The organism is Glutamicibacter sp. MCAF14 (assembly GCF_052114325.1).
Classification (GTDB): Bacteria; Actinomycetota; Actinomycetes; order Actinomycetales; family Micrococcaceae; genus Glutamicibacter; species Glutamicibacter arilaitensis.
This window is the reverse complement of the sequence record NZ_JBFREO010000001.1, coordinates 67334-80962: the sequence shown is the minus strand read 5'-3', so window position 1 is coordinate 80962 and position 13629 is coordinate 67334. Positions and strand designations below refer to the sequence as shown.

At 56.7% G+C, this 13629-nt stretch carries 15 protein-coding genes, 3 tRNA genes and 1 riboswitch; of the genes, 14 read left to right on the top strand and 4 right to left on the bottom strand.

The genetic code is table 11. The features are described 5' to 3' along the window. The first annotated feature begins 10 nt into the window (after positions 1–10). The 6 genes from gyrA to AB4Y71_RS00390 all read left to right on the top strand — a co-directional run bounded on the left by gyrA (position 11) and on the right by AB4Y71_RS00390 (position 3852). Positions 11–2638 carry a DNA gyrase subunit A gene (gene gyrA, locus AB4Y71_RS00415; protein ID WP_102598858.1) on the top strand — a complete coding sequence of 876 codons (2628 nt, stop codon included), beginning with the start codon at positions 11–13 and terminating at the stop codon, positions 2636–2638. Next, complete coding sequence (locus AB4Y71_RS00410; RefSeq protein WP_441717157.1) at positions 2635–3258, top strand: DUF3566 domain-containing protein; 624 nt, start codon at positions 2635–2637, stop codon at positions 3256–3258. The genes gyrA and AB4Y71_RS00410 overlap by 4 nt, the downstream gene beginning before the upstream one ends. 122 nt (positions 3259–3380) lie before the next feature. Further along, positions 3381–3454: transfer RNA gene (locus AB4Y71_RS00405), tRNA-Ile, on the top strand. Positions 3455–3484: 30 nt separating this feature from the next. Further along, a complete protein-coding gene (locus tag AB4Y71_RS00400) occupies positions 3485–3604 on the top strand; it encodes a DLW-39 family protein (RefSeq protein ID WP_441717155.1) in 120 nt (39 codons plus the stop codon). Positions 3605–3611: 7 nt separating this feature from the next. Further along, positions 3612–3684 (top strand) — tRNA-Ala (locus AB4Y71_RS00395). Positions 3685–3779: 95 nt separating this feature from the next. Beyond that, positions 3780–3852: transfer RNA gene (locus tag AB4Y71_RS00390), tRNA-Ala, on the top strand. 63 nt (positions 3853–3915) lie between these two features. On the opposite strand, the gene AB4Y71_RS00385 is transcribed toward AB4Y71_RS00390, so the two are convergent. Further along, on the bottom strand, positions 3916–5058 hold the full coding sequence (locus AB4Y71_RS00385) for a glycosyltransferase family 4 protein (RefSeq protein WP_441717153.1): 1143 nt from the start codon (positions 5056–5058) through the stop codon (positions 3916–3918). A 111-nt stretch (positions 5059–5169) separates the two neighbouring features. Between AB4Y71_RS00385 and AB4Y71_RS00380 the strand changes: the two genes are divergently transcribed. Together AB4Y71_RS00380 and AB4Y71_RS00375 are read left to right on the top strand one after the other, a co-directional pair. Then, on the top strand, positions 5170–6141 hold the full coding sequence (locus AB4Y71_RS00380; protein ID WP_441717151.1) for a bile acid:sodium symporter family protein: 972 nt from the start codon (positions 5170–5172) through the stop codon (positions 6139–6141). Positions 6142–6272: 131 nt separating this feature from the next. Further along, positions 6273–7142 carry a DMT family transporter gene (locus AB4Y71_RS00375; protein WP_441693812.1) on the top strand — a complete coding sequence of 290 codons (870 nt, stop codon included), beginning with the start codon at positions 6273–6275 and terminating at the stop codon, positions 7140–7142. A gap of 6 nt (positions 7143–7148) precedes the next feature. Here the strand turns inward: AB4Y71_RS00375 and AB4Y71_RS00370 are convergent, their stop codons facing one another. Further along, positions 7149–7355 (bottom strand): hypothetical protein, encoded by a 207-nt coding sequence (locus tag AB4Y71_RS00370; protein WP_013347414.1) that lies wholly within the window; start codon positions 7353–7355, stop codon positions 7149–7151. Positions 7356–7525: 170 nt separating this feature from the next. Here AB4Y71_RS00370 and AB4Y71_RS00365 point away from each other — a divergent pair, with 170 nt between their 5' ends. After that, on the top strand, positions 7526–8071 hold the full coding sequence (locus tag AB4Y71_RS00365; RefSeq protein ID WP_013347415.1) for a peptidylprolyl isomerase: 546 nt from the start codon (positions 7526–7528) through the stop codon (positions 8069–8071). A gap of 248 nt (positions 8072–8319) precedes the next feature. Continuing rightward, on the top strand, positions 8320–9030 hold the full coding sequence (locus AB4Y71_RS00360; RefSeq protein WP_441717149.1) for a rhomboid family intramembrane serine protease: 711 nt from the start codon (positions 8320–8322) through the stop codon (positions 9028–9030). Between the two features lie 481 nt (positions 9031–9511). On the opposite strand, the gene AB4Y71_RS00355 is transcribed toward AB4Y71_RS00360, so the two are convergent. Then, positions 9512–10129 carry a LysE/ArgO family amino acid transporter gene (locus AB4Y71_RS00355; RefSeq protein ID WP_102598853.1) on the bottom strand — a complete coding sequence of 206 codons (618 nt, stop codon included), beginning with the start codon at positions 10127–10129 and terminating at the stop codon, positions 9512–9514. Between the two features lie 70 nt (positions 10130–10199). Between AB4Y71_RS00355 and AB4Y71_RS00350 the strand changes: the two genes are divergently transcribed. Then, entirely contained in the window at positions 10200–11084 is an 885-nt protein-coding gene (locus AB4Y71_RS00350) for an ArgP/LysG family DNA-binding transcriptional regulator (RefSeq protein WP_441717147.1), read from the top strand. 3 nt (positions 11085–11087) lie between these two features. Next, positions 11088–11155, top strand: a riboswitch (guanidine-III (ykkC-III) riboswitch). A gap of 11 nt (positions 11156–11166) precedes the next feature. Continuing rightward, a complete protein-coding gene (locus AB4Y71_RS00345; RefSeq protein ID WP_102598975.1) occupies positions 11167–11484 on the top strand; it encodes a DMT family transporter in 318 nt (105 codons plus the stop codon). Positions 11485–11545: 61 nt separating this feature from the next. Here AB4Y71_RS00345 and AB4Y71_RS00340 read toward each other — a convergent pair whose 3' ends face one another. Beyond that, positions 11546–11803 carry a cell division protein CrgA gene (locus AB4Y71_RS00340; protein WP_102598851.1) on the bottom strand — a complete coding sequence of 86 codons (258 nt, stop codon included), beginning with the start codon at positions 11801–11803 and terminating at the stop codon, positions 11546–11548. 222 nt (positions 11804–12025) lie between these two features. Here AB4Y71_RS00340 and AB4Y71_RS00335 point away from each other — a divergent pair, with 222 nt between their 5' ends. Further along, positions 12026–12802: a class E sortase gene (locus tag AB4Y71_RS00335; protein WP_193057850.1), complete on the top strand. Its 777-nt coding sequence runs from the start codon at positions 12026–12028 to the stop codon at positions 12800–12802. A 175-nt stretch (positions 12803–12977) separates the two neighbouring features. Further along, on the top strand, positions 12978–13622 hold the full coding sequence (locus AB4Y71_RS00330; RefSeq protein ID WP_013347423.1) for an anthranilate synthase component II: 645 nt from the start codon (positions 12978–12980) through the stop codon (positions 13620–13622). Positions 13623–13629: the final 7 nt, after the last annotated feature.

Here is a 13629-nt window from a genome sequence, read left to right as displayed (position 1 = left end):
AGGGAAGAAATTGAGCGACGAGCAAACCCCGGAAAACGCACCAATGGACGGCGAGATCATCGAGCCGATCCATGAAGGTGGTCGCGTTGACCAGATCGACCTGCAGACCGAAATGCAGCGTTCGTACCTTGACTACGCCATGGCCGTGATCGTCGGCCGTGCGCTGCCGGACGTGCGCGATGGCCTGAAGCCAGTGCACCGCCGCGTGCTGTACGCGATGTACGACGGCGGCTACCGCCCGGAGCGTTCGTACAACAAGTGCGCCCGCGTGGTCGGCGAAGTCATGGGCCAGTACCACCCGCACGGCGACACCGCGATCTACGATGCGCTGGTGCGCCTGATCCAGGACTGGGTCATGCGCTACCCGCTGGCCCTGGGCCAGGGCAACTTCGGCTCCCCGGGCAACGATGGCGCCGCCGCCCAGCGTTACACCGAAACCAAGATGGCCCCGCTGGCCATGGAAATGGTCCGCGACATCAACGAGAACACCGTTGATTTCCAGGACAACTACGACGGCAAGAACCAGGAACCAACCGTTCTTCCGGCCCGTTTCCCGAACCTCTTGGTCAACGGCTCCTCCGGCATCGCCGTGGGCATGGCCACCAACATTCCACCGCACAACCTGCGCGAAGTCGCCGAAGGCGTGCAGTGGTACCTGCAGAACCCGGAAGCTTCCCGCGAGGAACTGCTCGCCGAGCTGATGCTGCGCGTCAAGGGCCCGGACTTCCCATCGGGCGCCATGATCCTGGGCACCAAGGGCATCTCCGATGCCTACCGCACCGGCCGCGGCTCGATCACCATGCGTGCAGTGGTCAACGTGGAGGAAATCCAGGGACGCACCTGCCTGGTGGTCACCGAACTGCCATACATGGCCAACCCGGATAACCTCGCGGTGAAGATCGCCGAACTGGTGCGCGATGGCAAGATCTCGGGCATCGCCGATATGCGCGATGAGACCTCGGGCCGCACCGGCCAGCGCCTGGTGATCGTGCTCAAGCGCGACGCCGTGGCCAAGGTAGTGCTGAACAACCTGTACAAGCACACCGAGCTGCAGTCCAACTTCTCGGCCAACATGCTCGCGATCGTCGATGGCGTGCCACGCACGCTGCCGCTGGACGGCTTCATCCGCCACTGGGTCACCCACCAGATCGAAGTGATCGTCCGACGCACTGAATACCGCCTGAAGAAGGCCGAAGAAGAAGCCCATATCCTGCGTGGCCTGCTCAAGGCCCTGGACGCTTTGGACGAGGTCATCGCCCTGATTCGCCGTTCGGCCACCACCGAAGCAGCGCGCGACGGGCTGATGGAGCTGCTGGATATCGACGAGGACCAGGCACGCGCCATCCTGGATATGCAGCTGCGCCGCCTGGCCGCACTGGAACGACAGAAGATCCAGGATCGCCATGCGGAGCTCGAGCGCATGATCGCCGAATTCAAGGCCATCATTGCTGATCCAGCCCGCCAGCGCCAGATCGTTTCCGAGGAACTGCAGGAAATCGTCGCCAAGCACGGCGATGACCGCCGCACCAAGGTCTTGATGGGCTACGACGGCGACATGAGCGTCGAAGACTTGATTCCTGAAGAGGAAATGGTCGTCACCATCACGCGCGGCGGCTACGTCAAGCGCACCCGCATCGACAACTACCGTTCGCAGGCACGCGGCGGCAAGGGCATCAAGGGTGCAAACCTGCGCGGGGACGACGTGGTCGAGCACTTCTTCGTCACCTCGACCCACAACTGGCTGCTGTTCTTCACCAACCACGGACGCGTGTACCGCACCAAGTGCTACGAATTGGCTGAGGCCGGTCGTGACGCCAAGGGCCAGCACGTGGCGAACGTGATGGCTTTCCAGCCTGATGAGCACATCGCCCAGGTGCTGGATCTGCGCACCTACCAGGATGCGGCATACCTGATGCTCGCTACCCGCAACGGCCTGGTGAAGAAGACCCGCCTGGAAGATTACGACACCAACCGCACCGCCGGCGTGATTGCAATCAACCTGCGCGAGGACGATGAACTGGTCTCCGCGCAGCTGGTCAGCGAATCAGATGACGTGATGCTGGTCTCACGCAAGGGCCAGTCGGTCCGCTTCACCGCCACCGATACCGCGCTGCGCCCAATGGGCCGCGCGACCTCCGGTGTTACCGGCATGAAGTTCCGCGAGGGCGATGAGCTGCTGGCAGCCGACGTAGTCCGCGATGACTCCTACGTGTTCACCGTGACCAACGAGGGCTACGCTAAGCGCACCACGGTTGCCGAATACCGTGTGCAATCCCGCGGTGGTTTGGGCATTAAGGTGGCAAAGCTCAACGAGGAACGCGGCGAGCTGGTCGGTGCGCTCATCGTTGACGAGACCGACGAAGTCCTGGTCGTGATGGGTTCGGGCAAGGTAGTCCGCTCGGCCGTATCGCAGGTTCCATCCAAGGGACGAGACACCATGGGCGTCATCTTCGCCAAGCCCGATAAGAAGGACCACATCATTGCGGTTGCCAAGAACTCCGAGACTGAGCTCGAAGAGAACTTGGAGGAAGATGCCGTAACGTTGGACGCAGAAAACACGATCGATGAGTCATCGGCTGCGCCAGAAACCGAATCCGGCGCGGAAAACGATGACGACACTAACGGAGGTAACGCATGAGCACGCCCTCGACGCCACGCCCCAGCGGCAGTGCCCCGAAGAGCGCCGCGCCGCGACCTACCCAGGTAAAGCGTCCGGCTCCAACCGGCACCGGTGACCGTCCGGCTAACGCCGGAGCACGACCAGCTGCAGGCCAGCAGCGCCCAGCCGGTGCTCGTCCAGCCGGACAGCGCCCAACTGGAGCACCGCAGCGTCCAACCAGCCAGCAGCGTCCGGCTAACGGCCAGGAACGCCTGGTTCGTCCGGCGCCCAAGGCAAAGGTCCGCAAGGCCCGCCTGCTGGTTTCCAAGGTTGAGCCGTTCTCGGTACTCAAGCTCGCCTTCCTGCTCTCGGTAGCCTTCGGTGTGATCACCGTGGTCGCCGCCGTCGGCATCTGGGCAGTTCTGGACCTGACCGGAACTTTCGACTCGTTCAACCAGCTGATGCGTGATGCTATCGGCGCGGACGGCAACTTCGACCTGCGCGACTCCATGTCGCTTGGCCAGGTAGCTTCCTACGCAACGATCATCGCCGTAGTGAACGTCGTGGTGATTTCCGTGGTTTCCATGCTTGGCGCGGTGCTGTACAACATCGCAGCTTCGCTGGTTGGCGGCGCCGGTGTGACCCTCACCGACGACTAAAAACACCCCATGTCGAGCCCGGGATTCATGCTGTGATGCATGACACCCGGGCTCGATTTGTATCTTTAGAAAAACACCGGTAAAGTTTTATTTCGTTCCGAAGGGAACAAAAACAAAAGCAAGGGCGTATAGCTCAGGCGGTTAGAGCGCTTCGCTGATAACGAAGAGGTCCCAAGTTCAAGTCTTGGTACGCCCACAGAATCCTTGCTGGAGAGAAAGAGGAGAAATGAAAAAGTTCCTAGTTCTCGCATCGATCGCGACTGCTGCAGTAGTCTTGATCAAGAAGGCGAAGGCTTCGTCGGAAACAAAGGAAACCTGGCATCAGGTAGCCGATAAAGTTTCCTAAAGCTTTTGGGGCCTTAGCTCAGTTGGTAGAGCGTCTGCTTTGCAAGCAGAATGTCAGGAGTTCGATTCTCCTAGGCTCCACAAAAGAAATCGGCGGAAAGTGAAAACTTTCCGCTAATTCTTTTTGATTGGTTCGAAAGAACTGATCGCGGAGCGGAAGCTTCAAAACTAAATACGGGGCCTTAGCTCAGTTGGTAGAGCGTCTGCTTTGCAAGCAGAATGTCAGGAGTTCGATTCTCCTAGGCTCCACATTTGCCAAAAGGCGGAAAGTGAAAACTTTCCGCCTTTTGCGCTACCCGGAACGGAATTTGCCTAGTTCCGGACCTTGGCGGTTCGCACCTGCTCATAGTGGCCGAGCAACTGCTCGCCAATACTGTGCCAAGAACGGTCCTGGACACTGCTCAACGCAGCACTGGCAAAGGCCAAGCGCTTCGCATCGTCATAGGCCAAGTCGCTGACCCGACTGCGCAGCTCCTCGAGGTTTCCCGGCTGATAAAGCCAGCCCGTGCGGGAAGAGTCCACAAGATCCAGCGGCCCACCCCGGCCTACGGCTACTACCGGCACGCCACAGGCCATGGCCTCCTGAATGGTCTGGCAGAAGGTCTCCGAAGACCCGGGGTGAACGAAAATATCCATCGATGCCATCACCTCGGCCAGCCGCTCACCGGAAAGGAATCCAGTGAAGTGGGCGTTGGGCAAGATTTCGCGTAATTCGTCCTCGAGCGGTCCGGAACCCACGATCACCAAGCGCGTATTCTCCAGATCAGCCAGGGCCTTCAGGTCAGCGACCTGCTTCTCTGCCGCTAGCCGGCCCACATAGCCAATGACCACGTCGTCATTCGGCGCGACAGCCCGCCTGAATTGCTCACTGCGCAGCCTAGGGGTGAACTGAGCGGTGTCTACTCCCCTACCGCAGATGGCAAGCCGCTGAACGCCCAGAGATTGAAGCTGCCGGTAGGAAAACGTGCTCGGTACCAAGGTCCGGTCTGCGGCCGTGTGAATCGCTCTGACGTGCTCCCAGAGCCTTTGCGTAAGCCATGGCATCTTATAGCGTGCGGCGTAGCTGGGAACTTCTGTCTGATACAGCGCCACCGTGGGCAGATCCAGCTCCTGCGCAGCACGAAGTGCCTGCCATCCGAGGATGAACGGACTGGCCAGATGAACCACGTCGACTTGTTCCCGAGCCAGCAGCTTGCGCAGACGCCAGACGCTGGCGGTAGCTACCCGGACTTCGGGATAGCTCGCCAATGGAACGGAGGGCACCGTGATGATCTTGAAGCCTTGGTACGCCTTGGGGACACCTTGTCCGGACAGCTCGCCGGCCAGCGAGCTGTTGGGGGTGATGACAACGGCCTCGTGGCCGGCCTGCCTCAGGTGATCCAAAGTCTTGAGGATTGAGTTGGTTACCCCATTGAAATGGGGAAGGAACGATTCAGCGACGATTGCTACCTTCACATCTTCAGGATGCACATCGTGGATGACGCGCAAGTAAATATGGCAGGATAACGGGCTTAACTTCAGCTATCTCGTTGTGAGACGCAACTATTTAGTGGCAAAATACGGTAAATGCACAGTGAACAGCCCGGCCCGGATGCCGTAGCGAGCAAAGCCAAAAAATTGGACAAGGACTCACGTATCGCCGTGCTGCTTTTCCCCGTGCTGATTTTGCTCGGCGGCTTGTGCGGAATGCTTCTCCCCCAAGCTTTTGCGGGGCTCGCAGGGTGGATCAATCCCCTGCTCATGGTGATCATGTTCTGCATGGGATTGACGTTGGCCCTGCCGGACTTTGCCTTGGTATTCAAGAATCCCTTGCCGGTGCTCGGCGGCGTAGCCGCACAGTTCATCGTGATGCCGCTGGTGGCCTGGCTGGTGGCTGCGCTGCTGCAGCTTGAACCGGCATTGGCCGCCGGACTGATCTTGGTTGGCTGCGCGCCGGGCGGTACAGCATCCAATGTGGTTTCCTATCTGGCTCGAGGCAATGTTGCCCTCTCTGTGGCGATGACCTCGGTTTCTACTTTGCTCGCTCCATTGCTGACCCCGGTGCTGGCACTGTGGCTGGCCGGCCAGTACATGCCTGTGGATGCCAGTTCCATGGCCATCAGTGTTGTTCAGATTGTCTTAATCCCTGTCGTGCTGGGCATCGTGCTGCGAATGCTGTTCAACCGCATCGTCACCAAGATCAATGCTGTGCTTCCATGGCTCTCGGTGCTGGCTATTACCTTCGTGGTGACAATCATCGTTGCTGGCAGTGCGCAGACTATCTTGACTGCGGGGCTGCTGGTTCTGGTGGCGGTGGTATTGCACAACTCGCTGGGCCTGGCACTGGGATATGGCATTGGTGTACTGCTGCGTGTCCCAACAGCCTCCCGACGAACAATAGCCATTGAAGTAGGTATGCAAAATTCCGGCCTGGCCGGCGGATTGGCGAAGCAATATTTCTCACCAGAAGCCGCTTTGCCCGGTGCTATATTCTCTGTTTGGCATAACTTATCCGGCGCATTAGTTGCGGCATACTGGCGACGAAAAGATGCTGAATAGCCCGGAAATACTGGGATACACTTCCTATATTCCAAAAGAAGAATATTTTGATTCCTTGAAGAAATCAGGGTGAGCGCGGGCTTCTGCCGTAGCAAGGCTAGAACCACGCGGAGAAACTGTAATCTTAGCTGGTGACCATCTTGCTCGCCTTGGTCGGAATCATCGGGATTTCGGCATCGGGCCCCATCATTGCAGCCTTCCCGGGCGTACCAGTGCTTTCCATGGCCTTTTGGCGCAACGGAGCTGCGGCTGCTGTCCTCAGCGCACCGGCACTTCGCAAGAACCCCAAGGCCTATCTGCACATGACCTCGCGAGAGTGGTTCTTCACCGGGATCGCTGGGGTAGCTCTTGCCTTGCACTTCGTATGCTTCATGTATTCGATGCGGCTAACCAGCGTGGCAGCTGGAACGGCACTGGTATGCATCCAAGGAGTCTGGATCGCGATGTTCCAGGTTCTGCGCGGAACTAAATATCGTACGCAGGTCTTCCTGGGCATGGGAGTCGCTTTGCTTGGGGCTATCGTCATTACCGGATTCGACATGGGTCTGGGACGCGATGCCATAGTGGGAGACCTGCTGGCACTAGCAGGCGGCGTCCTCGCCGCGGTGTACACGCTAGCAGGTTCCGTAGCTAGGCGGACTCTGGGAACCACTACATATGCTTCGAGCTGCTATGCAATTACCGCGGCAGTGCTGTTGGTACTTTGCTTCCTTACCGGAACGCCGATTTGGGGCTTTGACGCTCGCGGGTGGATTGCGATCATCCTGCTGACCTTGTGCGCGCAGATCTTTGGCCACACCGCCATGAATCATTTGCTATCCGTGCTCGGCCCACTGACGGTTTCTACGCTGATTCTGCTCGAGATTCCGGGTGCTGCCATCTTGGCCGCATTGTTCTTGGGACAGGTAGTTTCCATCGCTACCTATGCCGGGTTGGCTGTGATCCTCGTTGGGCTTGCCCTGGTGATACGAGGGCAAGCCCAACCAAAAACCGAGGTCTAGACAGATTTACTTGTCATCTTCGAGGATTTCACGGATTTCTTCCACGCTGGCTTCTCGTGTCTGAACAGGCTGATGCGGCTGTGCCGGTACTGGCTCGTTTTCCCATGGATCCTCGATTGGTTTCGAGGCCTTCCACACGGCAACCAGTACTGCGACAAGTCCCGCAATCAGGCCAACGGCTAGTACTTTTCCTACTTTGCTCTTCTTGCTCATGCGTTGCTCCTGATCAAAAAAATTCACGCTAACCGACAGTTCAAGACTAGGCAGTTCCGTCCCCAGTAGCCAGCATTAGCTGGGCTTCAGCCTGATATTGGCCTAAATTTTCACTCAACGCGTACGTCAGCATTTAGCGGGTCGAGCATAGATCATGGAAGAATGAAGGCATGACCGCAAACGCAACTCATAAAGCCACGATTCACACTACTTTGGGCGACATCGTTGTCGATCTCTTCGGCAACCACGCACCAAAGACCGTTAAGAACTTCGTTGGCCTGTCGACCGGTGAGCAGGAGTGGGTACACCCAGAATCCGGTGACAAGAAGACCAACACCCCGCTGTACAGCGGAACCATCTTCCACCGCATCATTGCTGACTTCATGATTCAGGGTGGCGACCCACTGGGCCAGGGCTTCGGCGGCCCAGGCTACCAGTTCGATGATGAAATCCACCCAGAACTGAACTTCAACGAGCCTTACAAGCTAGCTATGGCCAACGCGGGTATCCGCATGGGCCGTGGAACCAACGGTTCGCAGTTCTTCATCACCACTGTTCCAACCGCCTGGCTTCAGGGCAAGCACACCATTTTCGGTGAAGTTGTTGAACCAGAATCACGCAAGATCGTTGATGCGCTGAACGCTGTTTCTACCGATGGCCGCGACAAGCCACTGGAAGACGTCGTCATCAACTCGGTCGACATCGAGACCCTGTAACCACACAGACGCACCAACCCGAGGCTCCGGCGATTCCCTAACGGTTATTGTCGGGGCCTCGGGCTTTTAATCCTTCTCTCTCACATGCAAGGCAGGTACCGATGTCCTACGGACAGGTTTCCCCAGAAGGCCAGGCTGCGCCTACGTGCTTCAGGCACCCGCAGACGATCTCTTTTGTTTCGTGCAACCGCTGTGGACGTCCGGTCTGCCCGCAATGCCAGGTCTCGGCACCTGTTGGAGTGCAATGCGTGGAGTGCGTCGCCCAAGCGAACAAGCGTCTACCGCAGCAGAAGACCCAGTTCGGCGGCCGGCTGCGCGCCGGGGCGCCAATCGTGACCTATACGTTCATCGGGCTCAATGTCCTGGTGTACGTGCTGCAGTGGGTCATTCCCGGACTCACGAACCAGCTTGTTCTGGCACCTGCACTGGCGGCCTATGAGCCATGGCGGCTGATCACCAGCGCCTTTGCCCACGCCACGAGTTCGCTGCTGCATCTGGCGATGAACATGTACGGCGTCTACATTTTCGGCACCATGCTCGAGCCGCGGATGGGGAGACTGCGTTTTACCTGGCTCTATCTGCTCAGCGCCTTCGGTGGTTCCTTGGGGATCCTTCTGCTTAGCGCACCACTGAGTGCAACGCTCGGTGCGTCGGGCGCACTGGCAGGCCTGTTCCTCGCGACTTTCGTAGTGTTCCGCTCCAATAAGCAAGCGCTTCGCTCAATGGGAATCATCCTTGCACTGAACGTGGCTCTTGGCTTCTTCGTGCAGAGCATTTCCTGGCAAGGGCACTTGGGAGGCGCAATTCTGGGCATTCTTGCCGCTTGCTGCATCGTGCTTATTCCACGGAGTAATCCACAGCGTGCTCGCATTCAGATACTTTTGCTCACAGCCTTGTCGGTAGCGCTGCTGACGGGGATCTATGTTTCAACGGAAGCTGTGAAGTGGCCACTTGGATAGTTCGAAAAGAACTGGGTTAGTTATCCACACCGATTATCCACATTGTTAATAACTTACAAGCGTGTAAGTATCAGAGTGTAGGTGTTATTAACACCCCTACTCCCCCATGGATTCAGGGATATTCATCTTCGGGTACACAATACTCACATCTTTGCCCACATCTGTGGATAAGTTTTAAACAACCCCTGTAGATAGCGTATATACGAATCGACAGGTTGTTAATAACTTGGGGTTCGAAAGTTTAAACGAACCACTGGATTGGTATGGAATTCAGGGCGTTTAGGCCTTATCCACAACCGGAATCCACAGTGTTAATAACTTACAAGCATGTCATTTTGAATCGAGATATATAAGTTGACTAGTGTGAATGTCTAAATCCTCGCTCGTTAGCCAAAGTTCTCCCCAGCTGTGGATAAACTTGTGAACAAGTGTTTATAAAACTTGTGCACATCGGCTGTGGATAAGCGCTTTATCCTGTGGATTAGTCGGTGATGATGGGCAGGATGAGCGTGGTGGCAAACAAGATCATGAGCAGCCCTACGAGTACATCAAGTACCTGCCACGCTTTGGGCTTGGCGAAGAATGGCGCAAGGAAACGTGCGGCATAAGCAAGCGCGAAAAACCAAACGAAGCTGGCCACGATTGCACCGACTGCGAAATAAGCTGCGCCCTCTGCCTGGGAAGTCGCGATCGAGCCGAGAAGCAGCACCGTGTCGATATAAACATGCGGGTTGAGCCAAGTTAGGGCCAAAACTGTTCCGATAACGGAAATCTTGGCTGTGCGGCCCTGTATGGCTGAAACTTTGAGTGCTTCAGGTTTTACTGCTCGGCGGAAAGCGAAAATCGCATAACTTAACAGGAAGATGAAACCTCCAACGCGGGCAAACACCAGCAACAATGGGGCTCGTTCAACCAGTGCGCCCATGCCGCTGGCGCCGGCCGTAATCAGGATTGCATCCGAGAGTGAGCAAACCAATGCGGTGATAAGAACATGTTCTTTCCTTATGCCTTGGCGCAGGACAAACGCATTTTGTGAACCAATGGCGACGATGAGGGACAAGCCAGTGGTGAAGCCGAAGACTAGGGATCCGAAGAGCATGTACAAACTGTAGGAGATTCGTAAATCGACGTCGAACTTAAGATCCTGAATCTAGATTAGAGTTCCTTATGTGAATCTGGATGTGGAACACCTTGAAACCCTGTTGGCAGTCGTTGACGCCGGAAGCTTCGACGACGCATCCATTGATCTAGGAGTGACTGCCTCAGCGGTCAGTCAGCGGATCAAGGCTCTGGAGAACCGCCTTGGTGCCATCTTGCTGGTACGCAGCCGTCCTGTCGTTCCCACCGATCAGGGAACCAGAGTGCTGCGCTATGCGCGCCAGATGTCGTTGCTCAGCGCCGAGTTTTCTGCCGAGGTTGCTTCCGAACAACCCATTGCGGTTGCCGTCGGAGTTAACGCCGATTCGCTGTCTACCTGGTTTGCCCCGGTATTCGCCGAGCTTGCCAAGTACGAAGATTTGTCCTGCGAATTCGTGCGTACCGATGAAAACAGGGGACTGGAACTGCTGAGGACCGGTAGGGTCAGCGCCGTAGTTACCAACGCTGTGGACACCATCCAAGGCTGTACAAGCCATAAGCTGGGCACGATGCGCTATCGCGCAGCGGCGAAATCTGCCTTTGCGCAACGCTATGTGCCAACCGGGAACGCAGCAGAGCTCGTTCATGCTCCGATGGTGGTGTATGACCGTGAAGATCCTTTGCAATACGACATGCTCAAGCAAGTGGCCGGGGCCGAAGCACGACCGGCAGCGCAGGTTCATCACGTTCCGGATTCGATGCAGTTTGTCGCTGCCATCGAAGCGGGAATGGGGTGGGGGATGGTTCCTGAACCACAGCTGCTCAAAGCTAGCGATCTACGCGTGCTCGATGAGCAATGGTTTATTGATGTGCCGCTGTATTTCCAGCGCTGGTCGGTGGACTCGAAGATCTTGGGCCGCATAGGTGACATTCTGGTCACAGCAGCCCGTGATCATGGTCTGCATTTGCTAGCCTGAAGTGGTCACCAGCAATGAATGCTTGGACCCGGACGAGGGAGCCGTACCCGGAGAGCGACAAGACGGCCAGAAAGAATCTGGCATGTATTGGATTGTTTTGATCGTTTCCGGACTATTTGAAGCGGTGTGGGCTATCGCGTTAGGAATGAGCGATGGCTTGTCCAAACTGGTTCCGTCAATCGTCTTCTTCGTCGCCTTGGCTATTTCCATGGGCGGATTGGCCTACGCCATGAAAGAGATCCCCGTCGGCACGGCGTATGCCATCTGGGTTGGCGTTGGAGCCTCCCTAGCAGTCATTTATTCCATGGTCACTGGGCAAGAAGCGTTCAGCATCTTGAAAATGGTCTTTATTCTCGGACTGGTTGGTTGTGTCATCGGGCTGAAAGCCGTCAGCAACTAAAAGGAAAAGCTCGGGTTAAAAAATATCGCCGGCCCACCAAGACAGGGAGCCGGCGACGTGGCTATTTCCAGCCTGTTGTCATGAAGAATCCGACCATCGCGATGCCGAAACCGACCACGATGTTCCATCCGCCGATATTCGGAATTGGGTACAGAGTCTGGGAAACGTAATAAACGATGATCCATACCAGGCCGAGAAGCATCAAGCCGAACATCACTGGCTTGTACCAGCCTGGCATCGGCTTATCGATGGCATGGGCGCTCTGGCGCGACTCCTGCGGCTGTGAATTCTTCTTGCGTCGTGGCTTTGACTCCGGCACTCGAATGCTCCCTCGGCTTCATCTGCTTAATGTAGTAAATGTGGGCGACCGTCAGGTCTTCCCGGTAGGCTTGGGTGCAAGAATGCTGAGAACTGCTTGATGCATTCCTACGTAGTTTCCATACTAGCCGTTACCCGCTGCAGCAACGGGGTTTTGGCCAGCTTCGGCCCACGTTAGTTGACCTATTTCGTGCATTTCGTTGCCTTAAGGAGCCAGACCGCCGTGAATCGATCTGCCACTGCGCAGGGCCGTCGCCTGCAGCGCCGACAAACCTCGGCAGGAAGCCGTGTTGTCGGCTTCTTCGGCGAACTGATGATTACTCTTGGCATCCTGCTGATGCTTTACGTGGTTTGGGAACTGTGGTGGACGAATATTGATTCTGCGCAGGCTCAGAAGGAAGTCACCGCAAACCTCGTGGAAGAACTTGGCGAGGTAGTGGTCCCCGAAAAGACCGAGCAAGAAGAAGTGGAAAAGGACTACGGTCCGGCTCTGGTAACGGAAGTATCGGCCGGCGAAACCTTCGGCATCATGTATTTCCCGCGGTTTGGTGCCAACGGTTCGCACCACCCGGTGACCTATGGCGTGGAAGACCGCGTGATCGATAACCTCGGCATTGGATACTATCCAACCACGCAACAACCGGGGGAGATGGGCAACTTTGCCGTTGCCGCCCACCGTCAGACCCATGGCCAGGTCTTCTGGGATATCGACAAACTGCAAGAAGGCGACAAGATCTACCTGCAGACTTCAGAGGGGTATTACACCTACACCTGGTATGCCACCGAAATCGTGGCTCCATCCAACGGAGACGTCCTGTTGCCCACTCCACACCAGTGGGGCGTGGAACCGACTAAATCCATCTTGACCATGACTACATGCCACCCCAAGTACTCAACGCAGCAGCGAATGATTGCGTATTCGGAACTGACCGATTGGCGCCCGCTTGATGCTGGCCCTCCAAAGGAAATCCGCGACATGGTCATTGAAGCAACGAGCTAGGAGAACAGATGTACGCCTGGATTTTTAGAAATCTGCCTGGCCCTTTGTGGCTTCGCATTTTTGAAGCATTGATTCTCATTGCTGCGATCGTGCTATTACTGATGATGTACGTTTTCCCGTGGCTGAACCAGTACATCAGCCCATTCACCGATTCAACGATTGGCCAAAGCACCCCGTGAGCAGCACCAAGATCCTTGTGATCGATAACTACGACAGTTTCGTGTACACCCTGGTGGGTTACCTGCAGGAGATGGGCGCGGAAACCACCGTTTACCGCAATGACGATTTGAGCGTCGAGGATGCGCGCGCCATGGCTGCTGAGTATGACGGCGTGCTGATCTCTCCAGGCCCAGGCGAGCCTGCAGGCGCGGGCGTTAGCATTGATCTGATCAAATGGTGCGGTGAGCAGCGTAAGCCAATGCTCGGTGTCTGCCTTGGCCATCAGGCCCTGGCTGAAGCCTATGGCGGGACGGTCACGCACGCTGAGGAATTAATGCACGGCAAGACTTCCTTGGTTAACCATGAAAATCATCCGGTCTTCAATCAGGTAGCCAACCCGTTCACGGCCACGCGTTACCATTCCTTGGCCGCGGTGCGCGAGAGCATTCCTGCTGAGCTTGAAATCATTGCAGAAACTGCCGGGGGAGTCATCATGGGATTGGCTCACCGCGAAGCTCCACTATGGGGGCTGCAATACCATCCCGAGTCTGTCCTGACCGAGCAGGGTTACCAAATGCTCGGTAACTGGCTGGAATTCGTAGGGCTTGAGGGGGCAGCCAAGAAGGCCGCCGCCCTGAGTCCGCTATTCAGCGGAGAATAAACTGTCC

What these genes read in the sequence shown, in the direction of transcription:
- AB4Y71_RS00410 (WP_441717157.1), top strand. Translation starts at nt 2,635, where the DNA reads ATGAGCACGCCCTCGACGCCACGCCCCAGCGGCAGTGCCCCGAAGAGC.
- AB4Y71_RS00400 (WP_441717155.1), top strand. Translation starts at nt 3,485, where the DNA reads ATGAAAAAGTTCCTAGTTCTCGCATCGATCGCGACTGCTGCAGTAGTC.
- AB4Y71_RS00380 (WP_441717151.1), top strand. Translation starts at nt 5,170, where the DNA reads ATGCACAGTGAACAGCCCGGCCCGGATGCCGTAGCGAGCAAAGCCAAA.
- AB4Y71_RS00370 (WP_013347414.1), bottom strand. Translation starts at nt 7,355, where the DNA reads ATGAGCAAGAAGAGCAAAGTAGGAAAAGTACTAGCCGTTGGCCTGATT.
- AB4Y71_RS00365 (WP_013347415.1), top strand. Translation starts at nt 7,526, where the DNA reads ATGACCGCAAACGCAACTCATAAAGCCACGATTCACACTACTTTGGGC.
- AB4Y71_RS00355 (WP_102598853.1), bottom strand. Translation starts at nt 10,129, where the DNA reads ATGCTCTTCGGATCCCTAGTCTTCGGCTTCACCACTGGCTTGTCCCTC.
- AB4Y71_RS00345 (WP_102598975.1), top strand. Translation starts at nt 11,167, where the DNA reads ATGTATTGGATTGTTTTGATCGTTTCCGGACTATTTGAAGCGGTGTGG.